This is a genomic window from Variovorax sp. Soil_C_39 (assembly GCF_057656815.1).
The window spans coordinates 115300-139252 of record NZ_JBDGJQ010000001.1; the positions used below are offsets into that span (position 1 = coordinate 115300).

At 69.0% G+C, this 23953-nt stretch carries 23 protein-coding genes; 13 read left to right on the forward strand and 10 right to left on the reverse strand.

The features are described from left to right. Window positions 1-2: 2 nt before the first annotated feature. Complete coding sequence (locus tag AC3A6J_RS00550) at window positions 3-836, reverse strand: transporter substrate-binding domain-containing protein (protein WP_487857944.1); 834 nt, start codon at window positions 834-836, stop codon at window positions 3-5. 222 nt (window positions 837-1058) lie between these two features. On the opposite strand from AC3A6J_RS00550, the gene AC3A6J_RS00555 reads away from it, so the two are divergent. From AC3A6J_RS00555 to AC3A6J_RS00580, 6 genes are read left to right on the forward strand one after another with little or no spacing between them, the layout of a single operon-like run. Then, a complete protein-coding gene (locus AC3A6J_RS00555) occupies window positions 1059-1391 on the forward strand; it encodes a (2Fe-2S)-binding protein (protein ID WP_487857945.1) in 333 nt (110 codons plus the stop codon). Next, a complete protein-coding gene (locus tag AC3A6J_RS00560) occupies window positions 1384-2844 on the forward strand; it encodes an FAD/NAD(P)-dependent oxidoreductase (RefSeq protein ID WP_487857946.1) in 1461 nt (486 codons plus the stop codon). Before AC3A6J_RS00555 ends, AC3A6J_RS00560 begins: the two co-directional genes overlap by 8 nt. Further along, the gene (locus tag AC3A6J_RS00565; RefSeq protein WP_487857947.1) at window positions 2841-3983 is read left to right on the forward strand and encodes an NAD(P)/FAD-dependent oxidoreductase; all 1143 of its coding nucleotides are present in this window, start codon (window positions 2841-2843) and stop codon (window positions 3981-3983) included. The genes AC3A6J_RS00560 and AC3A6J_RS00565 overlap by 4 nt, the downstream gene beginning before the upstream one ends. Before the next feature lie 23 nt (window positions 3984-4006). After that, complete coding sequence (locus AC3A6J_RS00570) at window positions 4007-4942, forward strand: dihydrodipicolinate synthase family protein (RefSeq protein WP_487857948.1); 936 nt, start codon at window positions 4007-4009, stop codon at window positions 4940-4942. A 40-nt stretch (window positions 4943-4982) separates the two neighbouring features. Next, on the forward strand, window positions 4983-6395 hold the full coding sequence (hydA, locus tag AC3A6J_RS00575) for a dihydropyrimidinase (protein ID WP_487857949.1): 1413 nt from the start codon (window positions 4983-4985) through the stop codon (window positions 6393-6395). A gap of 13 nt (window positions 6396-6408) precedes the next feature. Further along, entirely contained in the window at window positions 6409-6657 is a 249-nt protein-coding gene (locus AC3A6J_RS00580; protein ID WP_487857950.1) for an FmdB family zinc ribbon protein, read from the forward strand. 27 nt (window positions 6658-6684) lie between these two features. On the opposite strand, the gene AC3A6J_RS00585 is transcribed toward AC3A6J_RS00580, so the two are convergent. Further along, entirely contained in the window at window positions 6685-7215 is a 531-nt protein-coding gene (locus tag AC3A6J_RS00585; protein WP_487857951.1) for an isochorismatase family protein, read from the reverse strand. Between the two features lie 208 nt (window positions 7216-7423). Here AC3A6J_RS00585 and AC3A6J_RS00590 point away from each other — a divergent pair, with 208 nt between their 5' ends. Both AC3A6J_RS00590 and AC3A6J_RS00595 read left to right on the forward strand, forming a co-directional pair. Then, the gene (locus AC3A6J_RS00590) at window positions 7424-8560 is read left to right on the forward strand and encodes an MBL fold metallo-hydrolase (RefSeq protein ID WP_487857952.1); all 1137 of its coding nucleotides are present in this window, start codon (window positions 7424-7426) and stop codon (window positions 8558-8560) included. A gap of 194 nt (window positions 8561-8754) precedes the next feature. Beyond that, window positions 8755-9963 (forward strand): porin, encoded by a 1209-nt coding sequence (locus AC3A6J_RS00595; RefSeq protein ID WP_487857953.1) that lies wholly within the window; start codon window positions 8755-8757, stop codon window positions 9961-9963. Window positions 9964-10054: 91 nt separating this feature from the next. Here the strand turns inward: AC3A6J_RS00595 and AC3A6J_RS00600 are convergent, their stop codons facing one another. From AC3A6J_RS00600 to AC3A6J_RS00615, 4 genes are read right to left on the reverse strand one after another with little or no spacing between them, the layout of a single operon-like run. Beyond that, the gene (locus tag AC3A6J_RS00600) at window positions 10055-10894 is read right to left on the reverse strand and encodes an IclR family transcriptional regulator (protein ID WP_487857954.1); all 840 of its coding nucleotides are present in this window, start codon (window positions 10892-10894) and stop codon (window positions 10055-10057) included. A gap of 20 nt (window positions 10895-10914) precedes the next feature. Beyond that, window positions 10915-11886: an NAD(P)H-dependent flavin oxidoreductase gene (locus tag AC3A6J_RS00605; RefSeq protein WP_487857955.1), complete on the reverse strand. Its 972-nt coding sequence runs from the start codon at window positions 11884-11886 to the stop codon at window positions 10915-10917. Next, window positions 11883-12524, reverse strand: coding sequence for a DsbA family protein (locus tag AC3A6J_RS00610; RefSeq protein ID WP_487857956.1), 642 nt, complete (start codon window positions 12522-12524; stop codon window positions 11883-11885). The genes AC3A6J_RS00605 and AC3A6J_RS00610 overlap by 4 nt, the downstream gene beginning before the upstream one ends. Window positions 12525-12526: 2 nt before the next feature. After that, window positions 12527-13255, reverse strand: coding sequence for an SDR family oxidoreductase (locus tag AC3A6J_RS00615; RefSeq protein WP_487857957.1), 729 nt, complete (start codon window positions 13253-13255; stop codon window positions 12527-12529). A gap of 285 nt (window positions 13256-13540) precedes the next feature. Between AC3A6J_RS00615 and AC3A6J_RS00620 the strand changes: the two genes are divergently transcribed. Both AC3A6J_RS00620 and AC3A6J_RS00625 read left to right on the forward strand, forming a co-directional pair. Further along, a complete protein-coding gene (locus AC3A6J_RS00620) occupies window positions 13541-15100 on the forward strand; it encodes a class I adenylate-forming enzyme family protein (RefSeq protein WP_487857958.1) in 1560 nt (519 codons plus the stop codon). A 62-nt stretch (window positions 15101-15162) separates the two neighbouring features. Then, window positions 15163-16143, forward strand: coding sequence for a tripartite tricarboxylate transporter substrate binding protein (locus AC3A6J_RS00625; RefSeq protein ID WP_487857959.1), 981 nt, complete (start codon window positions 15163-15165; stop codon window positions 16141-16143). Here AC3A6J_RS00625 and AC3A6J_RS00630 read toward each other — a convergent pair whose 3' ends face one another. The 4 genes from AC3A6J_RS00630 to AC3A6J_RS00645 form a co-directional block, all read right to left on the reverse strand. Continuing rightward, window positions 16144-16332, reverse strand: coding sequence for a hypothetical protein (locus AC3A6J_RS00630; protein WP_487857960.1), 189 nt, complete (start codon window positions 16330-16332; stop codon window positions 16144-16146). After that, a complete protein-coding gene (parC, locus tag AC3A6J_RS00635) occupies window positions 16332-18728 on the reverse strand; it encodes a DNA topoisomerase IV subunit A (RefSeq protein WP_487857961.1) in 2397 nt (798 codons plus the stop codon). The genes AC3A6J_RS00630 and parC overlap by 1 nt, the downstream gene beginning before the upstream one ends. A gap of 87 nt (window positions 18729-18815) precedes the next feature. After that, the gene (locus AC3A6J_RS00640) at window positions 18816-19715 is read right to left on the reverse strand and encodes a lytic transglycosylase domain-containing protein (RefSeq protein ID WP_487857962.1); all 900 of its coding nucleotides are present in this window, start codon (window positions 19713-19715) and stop codon (window positions 18816-18818) included. A 29-nt stretch (window positions 19716-19744) separates the two neighbouring features. Further along, entirely contained in the window at window positions 19745-21742 is a 1998-nt protein-coding gene (locus AC3A6J_RS00645) for a DNA topoisomerase IV subunit B (RefSeq protein WP_487857963.1), read from the reverse strand. Window positions 21743-21908: 166 nt separating this feature from the next. Between AC3A6J_RS00645 and AC3A6J_RS00650 the strand changes: the two genes are divergently transcribed. Genes AC3A6J_RS00650 through AC3A6J_RS00660 form a run of 3 tightly spaced genes read left to right on the forward strand, consistent with a single transcriptional unit; the run spans window position 21909 to window position 23881 of the window. Then, window positions 21909-23132, forward strand: a complete 1224-nt coding sequence (locus AC3A6J_RS00650) for an MFS transporter (protein ID WP_487857964.1) — start codon at window positions 21909-21911, stop codon at window positions 23130-23132. Window positions 23133-23148: 16 nt separating this feature from the next. After that, the gene (locus AC3A6J_RS00655) at window positions 23149-23289 is read left to right on the forward strand and encodes a hypothetical protein (protein WP_487857965.1); all 141 of its coding nucleotides are present in this window, start codon (window positions 23149-23151) and stop codon (window positions 23287-23289) included. A 22-nt stretch (window positions 23290-23311) separates the two neighbouring features. Continuing rightward, the gene (locus tag AC3A6J_RS00660) at window positions 23312-23881 is read left to right on the forward strand and encodes a class I SAM-dependent methyltransferase (RefSeq protein ID WP_487857966.1); all 570 of its coding nucleotides are present in this window, start codon (window positions 23312-23314) and stop codon (window positions 23879-23881) included. Window positions 23882-23953: the final 72 nt, after the last annotated feature.

A 23953-nucleotide genomic window follows, 5' to 3' on the forward strand; every position in this document is an offset into this window, starting at 1 on the left:
CCTTACTTGTAGGTCGGCGCGGTGCGCGGGTCGTGCAGCATCGGGCCGCCGAACCACTTCTTCCAGCGCTCGTCCACGTAGCCGTTGCGGTGCAGCTCCTTGATGGCCCCGTTGAGCTTCTCGCGCAGTGCGTCGTTGCCCTTGCGAACGCCGATGGCGCAGAAGTAGACCTCGATCGGCGCGTCCACGATGCGCCAGTCGATCTTGTGCCGGGACGTGTGCTCGGTCATGAAGTCCATCACGTCGATCATCGCGTCGGCGCGCCCCTGCGCAATGGCGCGCACCGCGTCGGGGTAGTTGTCGAGCAGCAGCAGTTGCGCCTTGGGCAGCTTCTCCTGCACCAGCTTCACCGGCGTGGCGCCGCGCACCTCGACCAGCTTGACCGAGGGATCGTTGAGCTCCATCCAGTCCTTGTAGGGCTTGGACTTGGTCGTCAGAACGCCCAGCACCTCGGTGTGCAGCGGCACGGTGAAGTCGATCACCTTCTGGCGCTCCGCGGTGATGGTCATCGCGCCGAGCACGGCGTCGATCTTGCCGCTGCTCACGAAGGGAATGCGGTCGGGCGAGCCGACCTGGACGATCTCGGTCTTCACGCCGAGCAGTTCGCCGAGCTTGCGCGCCACGTCCACGTCGAAGCCGTCGATCTCGTTCTTGTCGTTGAAGATGCCCAGCGGCGGCAGCGTCGGGTTGACGCCGATGACGAGCTTCTTGCTTGCCAGGATCTCGTCGAGCGTGCGCGCGGCGGCGGACGCCGAAAGGCCCAGCAGCGTCGAGCCGAGGGCGAGCGAGCCGGCCATGAGAAGGCCGCGGCGCACGGCGTTCGTTGTTTGCTTCATCAAAAAAACTCCTGAAGGTTGCATGGAACCCGGTCGCGGATGCGGGCCGGGCACGAGGAAAGCGAACGCAAGACCGATGCCAGAACGCAGAATGTCTTCAAACTATATGACAACAATATATGCAATGTATACAATAAAAACCCTGAGGTCCAGCACGCACGCGGGCACCAGGCGCCGCAGTCCGGCAGATCAGCGTTTTTTTCTTCCCGATCCTTTACTTCCATGAGCGATCCTTCTGTTTCTTCGAAAGCAAAGCCGCTGCGCAGCGACCGCGCGGTGCGGCGCGGGCGCGCGGTGCGCTTTTCAGCCGACGGCGGAACGATCGAGGCCTTCGAGGGCGAGAGCGTGGCCGCGGCGCTGTTCGCGGCCGGCTGCCGCGAACTCCGGCGCAGCCCGCGTGCGGGCGCGCCGCGTGGCATGTTTTGCCTCATGGGCTCGTGCCAGGAATGCCTGGTCTGGGTCGGGGCGCGCAAGCTGCCGTCCTGCCAGGTGCCGGTGGCCGAGGGCCTGGTGGTGGAATCGCTCGCGTTCCGGGAGCGTGGCCTTGGTGAATGACAACGCCCCGTCGACAGTGGACCTGCTGATCCTCGGCGCCGGCCCGGCCGGCGCGCGGGCGGCGCTGCGCGCCCAGGCCTGCGGCCTTCGCGTGCTGCTGGTCGACGAGAACCCCGATGCCGGCGGCCAGGTCTGGCGGCCGCTGCCCGCCGGGTTCTCGCGCATGCCGAACGCCGCGCCCACGCCCGAAGCCCGCGACGGCGACGCGCTGCGCGCAGAACTGCGCCGCGCGAATGTGCCGTGCCTGTTCGGCCACAAGGCTTGGAACATCGGCACCAACCTTCGCACCGACCTGGTCGGCCCCGTGGGCGTGCAGAGCATCCAGCCGCGCGCGCTGCTCGTGGCCACCGGCACCACCGAGCGCGTGGTGCCTTTCCCCGGCTGGACGCTGCCCGGCGTGATCGGCCTGGCCGCGGCCACGATCCTCTTGAAGTCGCAGAACATGCTGCCCGGCCGGCGCACGCTGGTGGCCGGCAGCGGCCCGCTGCTGCTCGCGGTGGCCGCGGGCATCCTCAAGGCGGGCGGCGAAGTGGCCGCGGTGGTCGACCTTGCGGGGCGCGGCGAATGGCTGCGCACCCTGCCCTCGCTGCGCGGCCGGCCCGACCTGCTCTGGCAAGGCATGAAATGGCAGCTGCAGCTGCGCGCCGCGGGCGTGCCCCTGCTCTACCGCCACGGCATCGAAGCCGTCGAGGTCGCCGACGCGGCGCAAGGCACGTTCACGGTGCGCACCACCGCCGTCGACGCCAGCGGGCGCCGCGCCGCGGATGCCGCAGCCGGGCCCGTCTTCGAGGCCGACGCGGTGGCCGTCGGCCACGGCCTCGTGCCCGGCACCGACATCACTCGGCTGCTGCGTGCGCGCCACCGCCATGTGGCGGAGCGCGGCGGCTGGATCGCCGAGACCGATGCGGCCGGCCGCACCTCGGTGCCGGGCCTGTACGTGGCCGGCGACGGCGCGGGCATCTCGGGCGCTGCGGCCGCGGGCTTCCACGGCGAGCTCGCCGCTCTGGCCTGTGCGCAGGACCTCGGCCTGATCGACGCGCAAGCCTGCGCGGCGGCCAGCGGCACCTTGCAGGCGCAATGGCGCGGACCCGCGCGCTTCGGCCAGGCGATGGCAAGGCTGATGGCGCTGCGCGAGGGCGCGGTCGCCGACATCGCGCCGGACACCGTGGTCTGCCGCTGCGAAGACGTGACGCGCGCCGAGATCGATGCCGCGGCGCGCGACGGCGCACGCGACATGAACCAGCTCAAGGCCTGGACCCGCTGTGGCATGGGCCCATGCCAGGGCCGCACCTGCGGCGACGTGGCGGGCCAGCTGCTGTCGGCCCACGTCGGCAGCCGCGAGGCCGCAGGCTGCTTCACCGCGCGCGCGCCGCTGCGGCCGGTGTCGCTGGCCGAGGTGGCGGGCGACTACAGCTACGCCGACATCCCGATACCGAAGGCGGCACCACTATGACCCCGGCCGGCTCCAACCTGCGCTACGACGCCGTGGTGATCGGCGGCGGCGTCATGGGCTGCGCCACCGCGCTGCACCTCGCCGCGGGCGGCATGCGCTGCGCCATCGTCGACCGCGGCCCTTTGTGCCGCGAAGCCTCCGGCGTGAATGCCGGCACGCTCACGCTGCACATGACGCGGGCCGCGCTGGTCCCCTATGCCATGCGCGCCTGGCAGATGTGGATGGACGCCGAACGATGGCTCGGCATGGGCGTGCTCGCCACCGCGGTGCCAGGCCTCACGCTGGCCTTCACCGAGGCCGAATGCGAACTCGTCGAGCTGCGCGCCCGGGCGCGCCGCGAATACGGCGCGCCGATCGAGGTCATCGGGCCCGAGCGCGCGCGCCAGATCGAGCCGGGCCTGCACCCGGGCCTGCTGAAAGCGGGCTACTGCGAGATCGACGGCTTCGCGAGCGCCTATCTCACCGGCCGCGCCTTTCGCCATGCGCTGCTGAAGGCCGGCGTGGACGTGATCGAGAACGCTGCGGTCGACGGCATCGACTCGGGCGATGGCGGCCACGCGGTGCACTTCGCCGATGGCGGCCGCGCCCCGTTGCATGCCCGCCGCGTGGTGCTTGCCGGCGGCGTCTGGATCGAGCAGATGCTCGGCTGGCTCGGCGTGCAGATTCCCATCAAGGTGCTGGTCAACCAGCTCATCGTCACCGAGCGCGTCCGGCCGGTGATGGGCACCGTGCTCAGCGTGGCCAACGGCCTGCTCTCGCTCAAGCAGTTCGCCAACGGCACGGTGCTGATCGGTGGCGGCTGGCAGGGCGTCGGCGACCGCGAGCGCGGCGGCGTCGAGGCCCGGCCCGAGAACCTCGTGGGCAACATGCGGCTGGCCGCCTATGCCGTGCCCGCACTGGCCGAGGCCCGCATCGCGCGCATCTGGCTCGGCCTGGAAGCCGAGACGGCCGACGCGATGCCCATCATCGGCGAGGTGCCGGGCGTGCCCGAGGCCTACGTGGTGGGCAGCGCCCACTCGGGCTACACCAGCGGCCCGTTCATGGGCCGGATCCTTGCGCAGCACATGCTCGGGCAGCAGCCCGAGCTTCCGCTTTTCGATCCCGCGCGCCTGCTGGGCATGCCCATGCCAGGCGCCTGAACTCCTTTTCCACTTCCATTTCGATGATTACCCAACAACCCGACGCCTTCCACGGCATCTACGCCGCCACCGTGTGCCCCCTGCTCGACGATGGCCGCATCGACGAGCCCACGCTCGCGCGCCACCTGGAGGCGAACGCCACCGTCGCCGGCATGAAGGGCCTGCTCATCAACGGGCACGCCGGCGAGAACTTCATGCTGTCGCGCGAAGAGAAGCGGCGCGTCACCGAGATCGCCTTCGAGGTCTGCGGCCGGAAGTCGGTGCTGGTCTGCGGCATCAACGCCGAAGACAGCCTGGAGGCCCAACGCCACGTCGACGACGCGAAGGCGGCGGGCGCCGACGCGGTGCTCGTCTTTCCGCCGTTCTCGTGGGCGCTCTCGCAAGACGCCGACATGGCGCTCGCGCACCACACGATCGCCAATGCCCGGGCGCAGATGCCGCTCATGCTCTACCAGGCCGGGGTCAATGCGGGCACCATGGCCTACACGCCCGAGGTGCTGGCCGGGCTTGCGCAGTTGCCGCACGTGGTCGGCGTCAAGGAAGGCAGCTGGGAAGCCGCCGCCTACGAAGGCAACCGTCGCCTCGTGCGGCGCCTGGCCCCCCACGTGGCGATGATGGCCTCGGGCGACGAGCACCTGCTGACCTGCTTTGCCGTCGGCTCCGAAGGCAGCCTCGTGAGCCTGGCCGCCGTGGTGCCCGAGCTCGTGATCGCGCTCGACGCCGCCGTGCGCGCGGGCGACCTGGCCAAGGCGCGCGAACTGAACGAGCGCGTCTATCCGCTCGCCAAGGCCATCTACGGCACAGCCCCCGGCGGCCATGCGAACGCACGGCTCAAGACCTGCCTGAAGCTGCTCGGCCGCATTCCGCGCGACACGATGCGCCCCCCGATCGGGCCGCTCGCCGCCAGCGAGGTCGCCATGCTCGAACGCGCGCTCGCCGAAGCCGGCGTGAGCGCCTGAAGCCGCCACCCCATTCCAGCGCAACAAGGAAGCAACCGCCATGAACCGAACGCTCATCCGCAACGGCCGCATCGTCACGGCCGTGGACGACTACACCGCCGACCTGCTGGTGGCCGATGGCCGCATCGCCGCCATCGGCCTGGCACTCGACGTCGGCCCCGACGTGGAAGTCATCGACGCCACCGGCCTGCTCGTGCTGCCGGGCGGCGTCGACTGCCACACCCACATGGACAACACCTTCGGCGACTCGACCACCTGCGACAGCTTCGAATCGGGCACGCGCTCGGCGGCCTTCGGCGGCACGACCACGATCGTCGACTTCGCGTTCCAGCGCCAGGGCGTGGGCGTGCTGGAGGCGATCGAACGCGCGCGCGCCAAGGGCGAGGCCGGCGCCTGCATCGACTACGGCTTCCACGTGATCGTGACCGGCGTGGACGACCAGGCGCTGGCCGACATGCAGCAGGCCATCCGCCACGAAGGCGTGTCGAGCTTCAAGATGTTCATGGCCTATCCGGGCTCGGTCATGGTGGACGACGCGGCCATCTTCCGGGCCATGCGCATGGTCGGCCAGCACGGCGGCATGATCGCGCTGCACGCCGAGAACGGCACCATCATCGAACTGCTGATCCAGGAAGCGCTGGCCCAGGGCCACACCGCCCCCAAGTACCACGCTCTCACGCGCCCGGCCATCATGGAGGGCGAAGCCACGCACCGCGGCATCAAGCTGGCGGAACTGGCGGACGCGCCGGTGTACTTCGTGCACCTGTCGGCCAAGGAGGCGCTCAAGCACGTGATCGAGGCGCGCGACATGGGGGTGCCGGTGTTCGCCGAGACGTGCCCGCACTACCTGTTCTTCGACGACAGCGCCTACGACAGCGAGGACTTCGACCTCGCGCGCTACGTGATGAGCCCGCCGCTGCGCTCGAAGGAATCGCAGAACGCACTGTGGACGGCGCTGCGCACCGACGACCTGCAGCTGGTGTCGACCGACCATTGCCCGTTCTGCATGAAGGAAGGCCACCTGGGCCGGGTCAACCAGAAGCCCTATGGCCGCAATGACTTCTCGAAGATCCCCAACGGCGTGCCGGGCGTGGAGACGCGCATGGCAACGCTGTACGACGGCGGTGTGCGGGCCGGCCGCATCTCGCTCAACCGCTTCGTCGAGCTGACCTCGACGGCGCCTTCCAAGCTGTTCGGCCTGTTTCCGCGCAAAGGCACGATCGCGGTCGGCAGCGACGCCGACCTGGTGCTGTTCGACCCTGACGGCAGCCACGTGATCTCGGCCGAGACGCAGCACGGCAACTGCGACTTCACGCTGTTCGAGGGCCGCAAGGTGGCCGGCAAGGTGCAGAAGGTGCTGCTGCGCGGCGAGCTCATCGTCGACGGCGACCGGTGGCTGGGCCGCGCTGGCCGCGGCGCCTACGTGCCGCGCGGCGAGTCGGGCGGCTGGTAGCGGCAAGCAGCCCGTGCCGATCTACGACTATCGCTGCGAAGGCTGCGGCGGCTTCACGGCGCGGCAGCCGCTCGCGCTGTTCGACCGGCCGGTGCCCTGCCCCACCTGCGGTGCGCCGTCGGCGCGGGCGCTCAGCGTCCCCGCGGCATGGGCGATGCCACGCCGAGGCAACGCGAGCGCGGCGGCATCGCCCGGCACGCAGGAGGCCGAGGGCTATCGGCGGCTGCGGCATGGCGGCGGATGCGCCTGCTGTCCTCCCTGAGGACCGGTCGAGGCGGCCGAGGCGCGCTCAGAACCCGATGTCTGCGCTGTCCACCGCGCGAATCGGCACCCCGAAGCTTTGGATGTCCGACAAGGTGGCATTGTGGTGCGCACGGATGAAGGCGCCCGTGGCATGCGCCTTGTCGTGCGCGGTGTGCGCATCGGCCGCAAGCACCACTTCGTAGCCCAGCGCAGCGGCGCGCCGCGTGGTGGTGTCGACACAGAACTCCGACGAATAGCCGCAGATCGCGAGGCGGCGCACGCCCTGCTCCATGAGCCACGCTTCGAGCGGTGTGCGCAGGAACGCGTCGGGCGTGGTCTTGCGGATCTTCGTGTCGGCGGCGTCCACTTCGAGCCCGCCCGCGAGCTGCCAACGCTCGGAATCGAATTCAAGGTCAACCGCGTTCTCGTGCTGCACGAAAGCCACCGGCACACGCGCGGCACGCGCGCGTGCGGTGAGCGCATTGATGCGTTCGACCACGGCTTCGGCCTCGTGGGGGCGAGGCGGATCGTCGCAAAGGCCACGCTGCATGTCGATGACGAGAACGGCAGTTTTCATGGTTCGATGGGGGTGGTTGGTGGTGGTGAATCGAAGAGGAAGTCGCGCCGGTGCAAGCAAGTATGGCGCGCATCTGCAGCGCCGGCGCGGGCCTCCGCCCGTCCGAAATCCCCTCGCGCCTCGAATGTTTCTGCGCCTGAAACCATCGGCGCGCCACAAGCCGTTAGCCTCGCGCCCCAGCACTGATACACAGACACGAGGTTTTTCGATGCCCGACCATCCCGATCCGCAACCAGACTCCTACCTGCCACGCCTGCCACGCCTGCTGCGCCGCGGCAGCGCGTTCGCGGCCGCGGGCTGCTGCGCCCTGCTCGCGGGTTGCAGCGCCGCAGGCGGTGGCGAGACCCGCTACGACAGCTCGCCGCAGTTCAAGGACGGCGTGTTCCGCAACATGGAGAACCCCGAGACGCTGCCCTCAGCGAGCGCATGGCGCATCTGGTCGCGCTTCATCGTTGCCAAGAAGGTCGACACCGTGCCGGTCGACCCGATCCCCGTGCAGCCGCTGGCCCGCGCCGACCTGGAGGCGCTCGACGCCAACACCAGCCATGTGGTGCGGCTCGGCCACTCATCGCACCTGCTCAAGCTGCAGGGCAAATACTGGCTGATCGACCCGATGTTCGGCGAGCGCGCATCGCCGTTCACCTGGGCCGGCCCGCGGCGCTTCCACAAACCGCCGATCACGCTCGAGGAGCTGCCGCCGATCGAGGCCGTGATCCTCTCGCACGACCACTACGACCATCTCGACGTGCCGACGATCGAATACCTCGCGGCCCGCGTGCAGCGCTACTTCGTGCCGCTGGGCGTGCGTGCGCGGCTCGTCGCCATGGGCGTTCCCGCCGAGCGCGTGACGGAACTCGACTGGTGGGAGGGCACCGAACATGCGGGCGTGAAGCTCACGGCCACGCCCGCGCAGCATTTCTCGGGCCGCACGCTGGCCGACCGCGACCGCACGCTGTGGGCCTCGTGGGTGCTGCAAAGCGGCGCCGAGCGCATCTTCTACAGCGGCGACTCGGGCTACTTCCAGGGCTTTCGGCAGATCGGCGAACGCTTCGGCGGCTTCGACCTGGCGCTGATGGAGAACGGCGCCTACGACAGCTACTGGCCCGGCGTGCACATGACGCCCGAGCAGAGCATCAAGGCCTTCGAAGACCTGCGCGGCAAGGTGCTCTATTCGGTGCACAACAGCACCTTCGACCTGGCGTTCCACGGATGGCGCGACCCGCTCGAGCGCATCGCCAATCTCGCGGCAGAAAAGAAGATCGAGCTCGCGACGCCGGTGATCGGCGAAGTGCTCACCGTCGGCAAGGCGCGCACCAACACGCGGTGGTGGACGAGGCTGCGCTAGCTGGTTAGCGCCGTTTTGAGGCACGGGCATGACAGCCCTCGCCCACACCCGGACAACTTTGGTTCGCAACCTGACTGTCTTGTTGGCGACCCACACTCCATGACTGTCTCGGGGCGATGAAAAGCCCGAGGCACCCGATGCCCGCTTCGTCGTTGATCGACCGAGCGGCGATTCCCCATCATGGAGTGATACGAATGAAGAAATCCCTGGTCGTCCTGGCCGCGCTCGCCGCGTGCGGCGCAGCGTCGGCGCAGTCCACCGTGACGCTGTTCGGCGTCGTCGATGCCGCCGTGCGCAATGTCTCGAACAAGAGCGAGTCCGCCACCGTCTTCGGCCCGTCCTTCTCGGCCAAGGCCAGCCGCACCGAACTGGCCAACTCGGGCCTCAGCTCCAGCCGCCTCGGCTTCCGCGGCGTCGAAGACCTCGGCGGCGGCCTCGCAGCCGGCTTCTGGCTCGAGGCACCGATCACCAACGACGACGGCGCCACAGGCGTCTCGTCGTTCACGCGCCGCTCCACCGTGAGCCTGTCGGGCGCCTTCGGCGAATTCCGCATCGGCCGCGACAAGACCGCCACGGTGTACACCGAAGAGCAGTACGACCCGTTCGGCGACACCGGCATCGGCGGCTCGCTGATCATCGACGCCAACGAGACCGGCGTGAGCGGCACGGGCTTCGGCTCCAACAGCAGCTACAAGCGCAGCGGCAACATGGTGCAGTACTTCCTGCCCCCGAAGCTCGGCGGCGTCTACGGCAGCTTCGAGTACGCGCTGCACGAACGCACGCGCACCTCGCCCGACACCTTCCCCGGCGCCGACCGCTCGAACGCCGGACGCCACGTTGCCGGCCGCATCGGCTATGCCAACGGTCCGTTCGACATCTCGGCCAGCTACGCGCAGAACGACACCACGTTCACCACGGGCAGCGGCGCTGCCGCCGTGGCGCGGCCAGGCAAGATCAAGACCTTCAACATCGGCTCGACCTACGACTTCGGCGTTGCGAAGGTGTTCGGCATCGTCTCGCGCTCGACCGACGAACGCGATCCGCTCAACATCTTCACGCAGACGCCCGACCTCGACCTGACGGGCTACCTGCTCGGCGTGTCCGTGCCGGTGGGCGCAGGCGTGATCCGCGCGTCGTACTCGCGCGTCAAGTACGACTTCAACCGCCAGGACCTGTTCGGCCTGACGACGGCCGATCCGAAGGCCGACAAGCTGGCGCTCGGCTACGTGCACAACCTGTCGAAGCGCACTGCGCTCTACGGAACGATCGCCCGCGTCTCGAACAAGAACGGCGCGAACCTCACGATCGGTGCCGGTCCGTCGTACCTGACCAGCGCCAATGCCGTGGCGCTGCGTCCCAAGACCTCGACCGGCTACGAGTTCGGCATTCGCCACACGTTCTGATCCTCGACCGACAACGCTTTCTCCGAGGGTCTTCCAACCGATCCTTTTCAGGCCCGCCTCGTGCGGGCCTTTTTTTGTTTGCGCCAGCGCCTCAGCGCTCGGGCTGGCGGAAATGCCGCTCGATGGCCTCGACGGTCTCGCACAGCTTGGGGCGAACGTCCTGCATGAAGAAGTCGGGTGCCATCGATCGCGGGCCCGCCGCGCTCAGCACCATGAGCGGCATGCCCTTGCCGACGCGCAGCGGGGACGCGATGGCGTTGACCTCGCCACGCCAGTCGCCGAAGGAGCTGCAGCAGCCATGGCGCTCGATGTCCTCGACCGACTGCCGGATGCCGCGTTCGATGCGTGGCCAGTTCTCCGCATCGAGCGTGCGGATGCGTTCCTCGAGCCCGCGGCGCGCGGCCGGCTTGGCGCCCGCGAGGTAGGCGCGCCCCATCGCGGTGGTGGCGAGCGGAATGCGCGAGCCGATGTTCAGGCGGATGGTGACGATCGAATCGCTGCGGCAGGTCTCCACGTAGAGCATCGACATGCCGTCGCGCATGCCGAGCGACACCAGGCAGCCGGTCTCGTTGGCGAGTTGCTGCATCAGCGGCCGGCTCACTTCCTTGGCGTCGAGCCGCGACAGCGTGGTGCCGCCGAGCCGCAGCGTCGCCATGCCGAGCCGGTAGCGGCCCGCTTCGGGCACATGGTGCAGGAAGCCGAGCTTGGTCAAGGTGTAGGTCAGGCGCGTGACCGTGGACTTCGGCAGCGCGCAGCGCTCGGACAACTCCTGGTTGCCCAGCCGCTCCTCGCCCGACGAGAAGCACTGCAGCACCTGCAGTCCGCGCGCGAGCGCCGTCACGAAGTGCCGGTCCTCCTTGGCATGCGGCTTGTGCTCGACGTCCTGGTATTCGCCGAGCGCCCGCTTCGAATGGACTTCTGCGCGCTTCACGCTGCTCTCTGCGCGGCTGCTCAGAGCAGCCGCGCGAGGCGCTGGGAGACGATGTCCTCGGCCTCGCGCATGATGCGCGACACCAGCTCGCCGACCGTCGGCACGTCGTGGATCAGGCCCGCGACCATGCCGCAGCTCCACGCGCCGGCTTCCATGTCGCCGTCCACCATCACCTTGGGGTAGACGCCGCCGACGAATTCGCGGATGTCGTCGATCGTGGTCTGGGCGCCCTTCTCCTTCTCGATGGCCAGCAGCGCCTCGACGCCCGCGTTCTTTAGCACGCGCTCGGTGTTGCGCAGCGGCCGCATCACGAGCCGCGTATCGAGCTCCGAGGCCGCGACGATCGCCGCCTTCACGTTGTCGTGCACCGGCGCCTCGCGCGTGGCGATGAAGCGCGTGCCCATGTTGATGCCCTCGGCGCCGAGCGCCAGCGCGGCCACCAGGCTGCGGCCGTCGGCCATGCCGCCCGATGCGACGAACGGAATGTCGAGCGCCTCGGCCGCGCGCGGCAGCAGGATGAAGTTGGGCACGTCGTCCTCGCCCGGATGGCCGCCGCACTCGAAGCCGTCGACGCTCACCGCATCGCAGCCGATGGCCTGCGCCTTCAGCGAATGTCGTACCGACGTGCACTTGTGGATCACCTTGACGCCGGCCTGCTTGAGCTGCGGCATGTACTGCTCGGGGCTGCGGCCGGCGGTCTCGACGATGCGCACGCCGCCTTCGATGAGGGCCTGGATGTACTCCGGGTACGGCGGCGCGGCGAAGGTCGGCAGGAAGGTGAGGTTCACGCCGAAGGGCTTGTCGGTCATCTCCCTGCAGCGCGCGATCTCGCGCGCGAGCAGCTCGGGCGTCTTCTGCGTGAGGCCGGTGATGATGCCGAGCCCGCCCGCGTTCGAGACCGCCGAGGCCAGTTCGGCCAGGCCGACGAAATGCATGCCGCCCTGGATGATGGGGTGCTCGATGCCGAAGAGTTGGGTGATTCTGGTCTTCATGATGAGGGGGTGGATTCCTGGGATGTTGTCGATGCAAGGACGATCGCTTCCTCGACCTCGCGCAGCCGGTCCTTGCCGAAGAATATCTGGTCGTCGACGAAGAAGGTCGGCGAGCCGAACGCGCCGCGCTCGAAGGACCGCTGCGTGTTCGCGAGCAGCGCCTGCTTCACTTCGGCGGCCTGCGTGGCGGCCAGCAGCTCCGCCGCGGGCAGGCCGGCTTCGGCCAGCGCAGCGGCCACCACCTGCGGGTCGGCCATGTCGAGGCTGCGCTCCCACATGCAGGCGAACACCGTGTCGAGGTAGCGCTCGAAGCAGCCGAGCCGCTGCGCCGCCACGGCGCCGCGCATGATGGTGAGCGTGTTCACGGGAAAGAAGGCGTTGCGGCGGTAGGCCGTGATGCCGTGCTTCGCGATGAAGCGCTGGACCTCGAGCGCGTCATAGGCGCGCTTGTTCGGAATGTCGGCAAAGGCTTCGGCTGGCGATCGGTTGTTGGTGAGCTTGAACAGCCCGCCCAGCAGGATCGGCTCGTAAGCCACCGCCACGCCGGTGCGCGCCGCCATCGCGGGCAGCACCTTGTGGCACAGGTAGGCATTGGGGCTGCCGAAATCGAACAGGAACTCGACCTTCGCCGGGCGCATGCTCACCATGCCTCCATCCAGGGGCGCAACTCCGTCTCATGCGTCCAGGCGTTGCGCGGCTGCTGGTGGATCTGCCAGTAGGCCTCGCCGATGCTCTCGGGCGAGACGATGCCGCCTTGCTCGAGCAGCGCATAGCGCTCGGGAAAATTGGTGCGGATGAACTCGGTGTCGATGGCGCCGTCGATCACCGGATGCGCCACGTGGATGCCCTTGGGCCACAGCTCGCGCGCCATGCTCTGGGCCAGCGCGCGCAGCGCATGCTTGGCGCCCGCGAAGGCGGCAAAGCCCTCGCGCCCGCGCAGGCTCGCGGTCGCGCCGGTGAAGATGATGGTGCCGCGCTCGCGTTCGAGCATGCGCTTGGCCACCTCGCGGCCCATGAGGAAGCCGCCGAAGCAGGCCATCTCCCAGACCTTGAAGTACACGCGCGCCGTGGTCTCGGTGATGCCGAAGCGCACGTTGGCGCCGATGTTGAACACGGCCACCTCGATCGGTGCGATGTTGGTCTCGATGTTTTCCACGAGCGCCGCCATCTCCTCTTCCTTGCGCGCGTCGCTGCCGAAGCCATGGGCCTCGCCGCCCGCGGCGCGGATCTCGTCGACCAGCGGCTGCAGCTTGTCGGCGCTGCGCCGGGTCACGCAGGCGATGTAGCCCTCGCGGGCGAATCTGCGGGCGATCGCGCCGCCGGTGGCGTCCCCGGCACCGATCACGAGGATGGCTTTCTTGTCGGTCATGCGGTTCTTTCGTCGGTCAAGTGCGCGCCGGATTCGGTGCGCGGCCTGCCATTCTGGGATGCAGTCTGGCGCCGCGGTGTCATCGAGGCGATAGACAAAACTGCACTGCAGAATTTGCGTCTCACATGCGAGTGGCGCTGGACCCTGCTTCTCACCTGAGGAGTGCGCCCTCCTTTGCGAAGAATGCCTGCCTTGGTGTTCCGCAATGCAGTCTTGAGGATCTGCCGCCTTGGCGTCCTGTTGCCTAGACTCGCCCCCGACAACGCACAGGAGACCGACTGAACGATGACTGCCGAGACCTACCCGCCGCCGCAACGGGTCCACGAGCTGCCCGCGCGCTGGATCGCGCAGCGTCCCGAGGCCCTGGCGCTGCGCGATGCCTTTGTGGCGCTGAGCTATGGTGCACTCGGCCGAGAGACCGAATCGATGGCCGCCCAGCTCGCCGCCGCCGGCGTGCGCGTAGGCGACCGCGTGCTGATCGTGGGCGAGAACAGCGCCGCGCTGTGCGTCGCGTTCCTCGCGCTCAGCCAGCTCGACGCCTGGGCCGTCGTGGTGAATGCGCGGCTGTCGCCGCGCGAGATCGATGCGTTCATCGACCATTCGGGCGCGCGCCGCGTGCTCTACCTGTGCCATGTCTCGCCCGAGGCGGGCGCGCATGCACGGCGGCACGGCGCCGAGCCTTTTGCCAGCGAACTCGCCAGCGCGCTCGGCGGCGAACTCGCGATCGGGCCACTGGCCGAGGGCGCCGTGCCCGAACCGGGCGAAGCCGATCCGCGCCGGCAGGTCGCCGCCATGGTCTATACCTCGGGCACCACGGGCGCGCCCAAGGCCGTGATGCTGACGCATGCCAACCTGATCTTCGTCGCCACCGCCGCACGCGAGCTGCGCGCCATGGGCCCGGGCGACGTGGTCTACGGCGTGCTGCCGATGGCGCATGTGGTGGGGCTGTCGACCCAGTTCCTCGGCGCGATGAGCGCCGGCGCCACGCTGGTGCTCGAGCCGCGCTTCTCGGCCGAGGGCACGGCCCGCGCGCTGCGCGAGGACGGCATCACGATCTTCACCGGCGTACCGGCCCTCTTCGCACGGCTGCTCGAATGGTCGCGCCAGGCTGGCACGGCACTGTCGGCCCCGCGGCTGCGGCTCATCAGCGTGGCCGGCTCGCCGCTCACACCGAGCCTCAAGGCCGAGGTGGAGCGCACCTTCGGCCAGCCGCTGCACAACGGCTACGGACTGACCGAGACCGGCCCGACGGTCGCGCAAACGCGGCTCGCATCGCCACGCGGCGACTGCGCGGTCGGGCCGCCGATCCCGCAGGTCGAGGTGCGCATCCGCGCGGCCGACGGCCGCGACGTGCTTCCCGGCGAGGCAGGCGCGCTCTGGGTGCGCGGCCCCGGCGTGATGAAGGGCTACTACCGCAGCCCCGAGCTCACGGCGGCGGCCATCGACGGCGCCGGCTGGTTCGACACCGGCGACCTCGCGCGCCAGGAGGCCGATGGCGCGCTGGTCATCTGTGGGCGCACCAAGGAGCTCATCATCCGCTCGGGCTTCAACGTCTATCCGCTCGAGGTCGAACAGGTGCTCAACACCTACCCCGGCGTCGTGCAGTCGGCCGTCGTCGGGCGCGAGGCCGGCGACAACGAGGAGATCGTGGCCTTTCTCGAAACCGGCGAAGGCGTGGCGATCGACCTCGACCGCCTGCGCGCGTACTTGCGCGAGCACCTGTCGCCCTACAAGCAGCCCAGCGAGATCCGCACGATGGCCACGCTGCCGTCGGCGCCGAACGGCAAGGTGCAGAAGGGCGTGCTGAGGGCGCTCGCGCAAGTTCCAAACGACGTCGGCACGTAGCCGGCGCGGTATCCCGATTTTTTCCACCAACGACAGGGCATTTCATGCCCCAAGGAGACACCATGTCCGCTCGAAACCTCGGCCGCCTGGCCACCGCGCTACTTGCCGCCGCAATGCTTGCTGCCGCAGCGCCGGCCCATGCGCAGGAGAAGCCCGACGCCTATCCTTCCCGCCCGATCAAGATCATGATCGGCTTCGCGCCCGGCGGCTCGACCGACGCGCCGATGCGCGTGCTTGCGGAAAAGGCGGGCGCCATCCTCAAGCAGCCCATCGTCATCGAGAACAAGCCCGGCGTCGGCGGCACGATCCCGGTGCAGAGCCTGCAGTCGGCCGCGCCCGACGGCTACACGCTCGCGATCGCGCCGGCCGGCGTGTATCGCCTGCCCTACACCAACGACATCAAGTGGGATCCCGCCAAGGACCTGAGCTACATCATTGGCCTGACCGGCTACGCCTTCGGCATCGTCGTGCCCGCGAGCTCGCCCATCGGGACGCTGAAGGACTACGTCGCACAGGCGCGCGCCAAGCCCGGCACGCTGACCTACAGCACGCCCGGCGTCGCCACCACCAACCACCTGACGATGGAGCAGGTCTCGCGGCAGTTCGGCATCCAGCTCAACCACATTCCGTACAAGGGCAGCGCCGAATCGCTGCAGGCGATCGTGAGCGGTCAGGTCGATTCGGCGGCGGAGACTTCGGCATTCGTTCCCTACGTGGACGCCGGGAAACTGCGCCTGATCGCAGTCTGGGGCGACAAGCGCATGGCGCGCTACCCCGACGTGCCCACGCTCAAGGAAAGCGGCGTCGACATCGTGCAGACCTCGCCCTGGGGGCTGGTGGGCCCGCGCGGGCTGGACCCGGCCATCGCCGTCCGCCTGCACGACGCGTTCAAAGAGGCGATGCAGACGAAGGCGTTCAAGGACGTGCTCGCGCGCTACGAGATGGAGCCGGACTACAAGAGCCCGAAGGACTACCGCGCATTCGCCCTCGACGCGATGAAGCGCGAGAAGGAGATCCTGGGCGTGCTCGGGCTGGCGCGCTAGCTAGCCCCGCTCGCGCCGCTCGCGCGCCCGGCGCTGCTGGCGGGTCTCGCTGGCCTGGGCCGCGATGCGGTCCTTGGCCCGCTTCTTCGCCACGTGCTTCGTGCGCAGGTAGCGGCCGACCGCGAAGCTGCCGATGCCGGTCACCACCGCAAGCAACAGGCCGATGGTGCTGAAGTCGAGGCCGCCCATCACAGCACGCGCACGATGGTTGCCGGCTTGAAGCCCAGGTCGGCCGCCTTGCCCTTGCGCGCGCGGGTGCCGCGCGCGTTGTTGAGCGTGCGGATCTCGAGCGTCTCGTCGCGTTCCTTGCCGCCACGGCCGATGCCCTCGATGCGCACGCTGCGCGTGTAGGCCGCGGCGCCCGCGAGCGTGTCCTTGGCCTCCAGGTCGATCAGCGTGAGGCCGCGGCCGCCCTTCGGCAGGCTCTTGAGCTCGGCGATCTCGAACGTCAGGATGCGTCCGCCGGTCGAAGCGCAGGCCACGTGCGTGGCGGCCGGCATCGGCTCGGCGCCGCTGGCGCCGCCGACGAGCGACGGACGGCACAGCGCCTCGCCTTCGCCCACGTCGATGAAAGCCTTGCCGCCGCGCTGGCGCGACATCATGTTCTCGACCGTGGCGATGAAGCCGTAGCCGCCGGTGTTGGCCAGCAGCAGGCTGGCGCCCACCGGCCCCGCGAAGAAGTGCGTGACGTGCGTGCCGGCCTCGAGCTCGATGAGCGTGGTGACCGGCTGGCCGTCGCCGCGGGCGCCGGGCAGCGAGGCCACGGGCACGGTGTAGACGCGCACGGTCTTGTCCTTGGCCGAGCCGAACACCAGCAGCGTGTCGACGGTGCGGCATTCGAAGGCGCCGTAGAGCGCATCGCCCGACTTGAAGCTGTACTCGGGCGCTGCCTTCTCGCCATTGGCGCCAGCCGCCGCGGGCCAGCCCTTCTGCGCGCGCACCCAGCCCTTCTGCGAGACGATCACCGTGACCGGCTCGTCGACCACCTTGACCTCGGCCACGGCGCGCTTCTCGGCCTGGATCAGCGTGCGGCGGGGGTCTTCGAAGGTCTTGGCATCGGCCTCGATCTCCTTCACCAGCAGGCGGCGCAGCGCGGCCGGGCTGGCGAGGATGTCCTCGAGCTTCTTCTGCTCGTCGCGCAGGCCCTTGAGCTCCTGCTCGATCTTGATGGCTTCCAGCCGCGCGAGTTGGCGCAGGCGGATTTCAAGAATGTCCTCGGCCTGCCGTTCGCTGAGGTTGAAGCGCGCGATCAGCGCGGCCTTCGGCTCGTCGGCCGCGCGGATGATCGCGATCACTTCGTCGATGTTCAGCAGCACCAGCTGCCGGCCCTCGAGGATGTGGATGCGGTCCTGCACCTTGCCCAGGCGGTGGCGCGAGCGCTTCTCGACGGTGATCTCGCGGAATGCGATCCACTCGTTGAGCATCTGGCGCAGCGACTTCTGCGTGGGCTTGCCGTCGATGCCGACCATCGTGAGATTGATCGGCGACGAGGTCTCGAGCGAGGTCTGCGCGAGCAGCGTGGTGATGAAGTCTTCCTGGCTGATGCGCGAGGTCTTGGGCTCGAACACCAGGCGCACGGCAGCATCCTTGCTCGACTCGTCGCGCACGACGTCGAGCACCGAAAGCATCGCGGCCTTGAGCTGGGTCTGATCGGCGGTCAGCGCCTTCTTGCCGGCCTTGACCTTCGGGTTGGTGATTTCCTCGATCTCCTCGAGCACCCGCTGCGTGCTGACGCCCGGCGGCAGCTCATTGACTACGAGCTGCCACTGGCCGCGGGCGAGGTCCTCGATCTTCCAGCGCGCGCGCACCTTGAGCGAGCCGCGGCCGGTGCGGTAGGCGTCGGCGATGTCGCTCGCGCCGCTGATGATCTGCGCGCCGCCCGGATAGTCGGGGCCGGGCACGATGGCGACGAGTTCTTCCTCGCTGAGCTTGCCGTTCGACTTGATCAGCGCGACGCAGGCGTCGGCGATCTCGCGCAGGTTGTGGCTCGGGATCTCGGTCGCCAGGCCCACTGCGATGCCGCTCGCGCCGTTGAGCAGCGTGAACGGCAGCCGCGCGGGCAAAAGGCGCGGCTCCTCGGTGCTGCCGTCGTAGTTGGGAATGAAGTCGACCGTGCCTTCGTCGATCTCGTCGAGCAGCAGGCTGGTGATGCGCGCGAGCCGCGCCTCGGTGTAGCGCATGGCCGCGGCGCCGTCGCCGTCGCGGCTGCCGAAGTTGCCCTGGCCGTCGACCAGCGGATAGCGCTGCGAAAAGTCTTGCGCCATGCGCACCAGCGCGTCGTAGGCGGCCTGGTCGCTGTGCGGATGGAAGCGGCCGAGCACGTCGCCGACCACGCGCGCGCTCTTGACCGGCTTGGCGCCCACGTTGCCATTGGTGCCGCCGAAGCCCAGGCCCATGCGCGACATCGAGTACAGGATGCGCCGCTGCACCGGCTTCTGGCCGTCGCACACATCGGGCAGCGCACGGCCCTTGACCACGCTCAGCGCGTACTCGAGGTAGGCGGTCTGGGCGTAGTCGGCCAGCGTGAGGGTGGTGTCGCCGTCGGTAGGACCGATGAGATCAAGCGGGGGTTGGGAGTCGTCCATGGAGAAGAAAGAAGAGAAACCGTCGTTGTTCGTTGATGTGGGTTGTCGTTGTCCGCCGTGGGCCCGGCGCGCCGCGCGCGTGCCCCGTCAGGACGCGGGCGCATCGGCGCCGGCGGCAGGTACGGCCGGCGACTCGGGCGCCTCCGACACCTCGGGCAGGGCCGGCAGGGCCGCGGGCGATTTGGACGGCATGTTGCCACGCCCGAAGGCGCCGCCCTTCACAGTGAGCTCCATGCGGACACGCCCCGGCGCCTTGCCGCCGCGCACACCACCACCGCCGAGCCCCGCCGAAGGCTTGAGGTAGGCATACAGCTGCAGCACGGTGCGCACGTAGTTCTGCGTTTCCTTGTAGTTCGGGATCTTGTTGCCCGCGCGCTGCACCGCGCCCTCGCCCGCGTTGTAGGCCGCCAGCGCCAGTTCGAGCTGGCCCGGGAACATCGCGATCAGGTCGCGCAGGTAGCGCGAGCCGGCCGCGATGTTGACGCGCGGGTCGGCCAGCTTTTTCTCGATGCTGCCGCGCTTGTCGGCCGCCACGCCATAGCGCTGCGCGGTGGCGGGCATCAGCTGCATGAGGCCACGCGCGCCCTTGGGCGACACGGCCTCGGCATCGAAGCCCGATTCGGTGGCGATCAGCGCCTGCAGCAGCTCGTAGTCGATCGAATGCTTGCTCGACGCATCGCGCAGCGCCGCCTTGGCGGCCTTGTGGCTCGGCGACGACTCGAACAGCGCCAGCAGCGTCTGGGCCGCGGGCGAGACCTTGCCGTCGCCGCCGCGTTTGCCGCGCGTGCCGGCGGACGGGAGGCCCTTCGCGGTGTCGAAGCTCTGGCCGCGGCGAAAGAAGATCTGGTAGCGCTCGTCGAGCTTTTCGGCGGCGAAGTGCGCCACGCCCTTGCTGTCGATGTAGCCGTAGACGTCAGCCGCGCGCGCAAGCCCCTGCTGTGCGAGCAGCACGAGAGCGAGGAGCAGCGAACGCTTGAAGGCAGACATGCGGGATGGGCAGAGTGGGCAGAGGGGGGTCAAACATCGATGTCGACATCGTCGGCGCGCAGCTCCATCAGCTCGCGCCGCGCCGCCGCTTCGCCCTTGCCCATGAGCTTGGTGATCTCGCCCTGGGTGGCGGTGAAGTCGAACCTGCCCAATTGGACCTTCATCAGGCGCCGGGTGTCCGGATTGAGCGTGGTTTCCCACAATTGTTCCGCGCTCATTTCGCCCAAGCCCTTGAAGCGGCTGATGTTCCAGGCGCCCTCGCGGACCCCGTCCTTGCGCAGCTTGTCGAGCGTGGCCGTCAGCTCGCCCTCGTCGAGCGCATAGACCTTGGAGGCCGGCTTCTTGCCGCGCGCCGGTGCATCGACCCGGAACAGTGGCGGCTTTGCCACATAGACGTGACCGGTTTCAATGAGCTTCGGGAAATGGCGGAAAAACAGCGTGAGCAGCAGCACCTGGATGTGCGAGCCGTCGACGTCGGCGTCCGACAGGATGCAGATCTTGCCGTAGCGCAGGCCGCTCAGGTCGGGCGTGTCGTTCGGCCCGTGCGGATCGACGCCCACGGCCACCGAGATGTCGTGGATCTCGGTGTTGGCGAACAGGCGGTCGCGCTCCACTTCCCAGGTGTTGAGCACCTTGCCGCGCAGCGGCAGGATGGCCTGGCTTTCCTTGTCGCGGCCCATCTTGGCGCTGCCGCCGGCGGAATCGCCCTCGACCAGGAAGACCTCGTTGTGGCTGATGTCCTTGCTTTCGCAATCGGTCAGCTTGCCGGGCAGCACGGCCACGCCCGAGCCCTTGCGCTTCTCGACCTTCTGGCCGGCGCGCTGGCGCGTCTGCGCCGCCTTGATGGCGAGTTCGGCGAGCTTCTTGCCGTAGTCGACGTGCTGGTTGAGCCAGAGTTCGAGCGCGGGGCGCACGAAGCTCGACACCAGGCGCACCGCGTCGCGCGAGTTCAGGCGCTCCTTGATCTGGCCTTGGAACTGCGGGTCGAGCACCTTGGCGCTGAGCACGTACGAGGCGCGTGCGAACACGTCCTCGGGCAGCAGCTTCACGCCCTTGGGCAACAGCGAATGCAGCTCGATGAAGCCCTTCACGGCCGTGAAGAGGCCGTCGCGCAGGCCGCTTTCGTGCGTGCCGCCGGCGCTGGTGGGAATCAGGTTGACGTAACTCTCGCGCACCGGCTGGCCGTCTTCGGTGAAAGCCACGCACCACTCGGCGCCCTCGCCTTCGGCGAAGTTGTCGGCATTGCGGTCGGCATGGCCGGCGCCCTCGAACAGCGGGATCACGGGATCGCCGTTGAGCGTCTGCATCAGGTAGTCGCTGAGGCCGCCCTTGTAGAGCCACTGCTGCGTTTCCTTGGTCTTCTCGTTCGCGAGCGTGACGCTCACGCCGGGCATCAGCACCGCCTTGCTGCGCAGCAGGTGGGTGAGTTCGGCCATGGGCAGCACGGCGCTCTCGAAATACTTCGCGTCGGGCCAGGCGCGCACCGTGGTGCCCTGCTTGCGCTCGCCGGCCTCGAGCTTGCGTACCTCGAGCGCCTCGATCACGTCGCCGCCGCCGAAGGCCAGCTTCGCCACCGAGCCCTCGCGGTGCGAGCTGACCTCGAGCCGCTTCGACAGCGCATTCGTCACCGACACGCCCACGCCATGCAGGCCGCCCGAGAAGCTGTAGGCGCCGCCCGAGCCCTTGTCGAACTTGCCGCCCGCGTGCAGCCGGGTGTAGACCAGCTCGATCACGGGGGCGTTCTCCTCGGGATGCAGACCGAAAGGGATGCCGCGGCCGTCGTCCTCGACGCTGACCGAGCCGTCGGCATGCAGCGTGACCTTGATCTTCTTGCCGTGCCCCGCGAGCGCCTCGTCGGCGGCGTTGTCGAGCACCTCCTGGATGATGTGCAGGGGGTTGTCGGTGCGGGTGTACATGCCCGGGCGCTGCTTCACGGGCTCGAGGCCCTTGAGCACGCGGATGGAACCTTCCGAATAGCCGGAGGCAGCGGACGCTGAAGCGGGAGAAGTCTTGGGGGGAGTCGCCATGGGGGCGGATTGTAGTCAGTCGCCACCAAACAACTGGATGCCCGTACAGCCGCCCTGCCGCCGGCGCCGTTGATGCGTCCGGCGCATTGCATTGCCGCGGATAAATCATCAATCGCGAAGGCCCGCACGCCGGCGCGGGGACGGGCAAATCGCTACATTCGACGCCATGTCAACGTCCGCGCCCGCCCTCTCGGTCAAGCAAGTCCTGTTCTGCGGGGCCATGATCGTCACGCTGTCGATGGGCATCCGGCACGGCTTCGGTCTGTGGCTGCAGCCGATCACCCAGGCGCAGGACTGGAGCCGGCAGACCTTTTCGTTCGCCCTGGCCATCCAGAACCTCTCTTGGGGCATCTTCGGCGTGTTCGCGGGCATGCTGGCCGACCGCTTCGGCGCCTTCCGCGTGCTGATCGGCGGTGCCGTGTTCTACGCGCTGGGCCTCTTCGGCATGGCGCATTCGCCAACGCCGCTGCTCTTCACGCTGAGCGCGGGCATCTTGATCGGCGCGGCCCAGGCGGGCACCACCTATGCGGTGATCTACGGCGTGATCGGGCGGCAGATCCCGGCCGATCGGCGTTCGTGGGCCATGGGCGTGGCGGCCGCGGCGGGCTCGTTCGGGCAGTTCCTCATGGCGCCGATCGAGGGCCGGCTGATCGGCAGCCTGGGCTGGCAGACCGCGCTCGCGGTGGTCGCGGTGCTGGTGCTGGTGATCATTCCGCTGGCCTTCGGGCTGCGCGAGCCGAAGACCGCGGCGCTCTCGGGGCACCGCAATCAGTCGGTGCTGCAGGCGGTGGGCGAGGCCTTCCGCTACCCGAGCTTCGGGCTGCTGATGGCCGGCTACTTCGTCTGCGGCTTCCAGCTGGCGTTCATCGGCATCCACATGCCCACCTACCTGCGCGACCGCAGCCTGCCGCCCGAGGTGGCAGGCTATGCACTGGCGCTGATCGGGCTTTTCAACGTGTTCGGCACCTACACCGTGGGGCTGCTGGGCCAGACGCTCGCCAAGCGCAAGATCCTCGCGGCAATCTACTTCGCGCGGGCGATCGCAATCGCGCTGTTCCTGGTGGCGCCGCTCTCGCCCGCGAGCGTCTACCTGTTCTCGGCCGCCATGGGCTTCCTGTGGCTCTCGACCGTGCCCGCGACGAACGCGATCGTCGCCGGCATCTTCGGCGTGGCCCACCTGTCGATGCTCAGCGGCTTCGTGTTCCTGAGCCACCAGGTCGGGTCGTTCCTCGGCGTCTGGCTCGGCGGCTATCTCTACGACACCACGGGCAGCTACGACGTCGTCTGGTACCTCGCGATCGCCCTCGGCGTGTTCGCTGCGCTGATCAACCTGCCGGTCAAGGAAGGCGCGATCACGCGTGCCGCCCGGCCTGCCGGGGTGCCGGGCTGAGAGCGAAAATAGGCCCATGACGCCGCAAACGCACCGCCAACTCGTCCACGCCGGCTGGCTCGCCGCCGCGCTGGCCGTGCTCGGCGGCGTGTTCGCGCTCTACGTCGAACCGAGCTTCCTGGTCACGCTGGTGGACCAGGTCTGGTCCTGTTTCTGAACCTTTCGCCCCATCGCCCAGAATGAAAGACGCAGTGCCTCCGCACGCCGGCACCGAGCCGTCGGAATGGATCGTTCGGTGGTCGCACCTGCTCGCACCGGGCGCCACGGTGCTCGACGTGGCCTGCGGCCGCGGACGGCACATGCGCTGGTTCGCCGAACGCGGGCATGCGGCGACGGGCGTGGACCGCGACGCCGAAGCCGTCGCGGCCGCGGGGGCCTTCGGCAAGGTGCTGGCCGCCGACATCGAGGCCGGTCCGTGGCCCTTCGCCGGCCAGGCGTTCGGCGCGGTGGTCGTCACCCACTATCTCTGGCGTCCGCGCATGGACGACATCTTGGCCGCCGTCGCACCGGGCGGCGTGCTGCTCTACGAAACCTTCGCGGCCGGCAACGAAACCGTCGGCAAGCCCTCGCGCCCCGACTTCCTGCTGCAGCCCGGCGAACTGCTTGCCGCCTGCCAGGGTTTGCGCGTGGTGGCGTATGAAGACGGCTTTCTGGCCGCGCCCGACCGCTTCGTGCAGCGCATTGCGGCCGTCCGGGAGGACCTGCCCGTTCCGGGAGCGCCGGTGCGCCATCCGCTGCGGGCCGGCTGAGCCCGCCGGGCCCGGGATTTCCAGGCCCCCCGGAGTCAGTAGAATCGACACTTTCGTCCACCGACAGAGAGA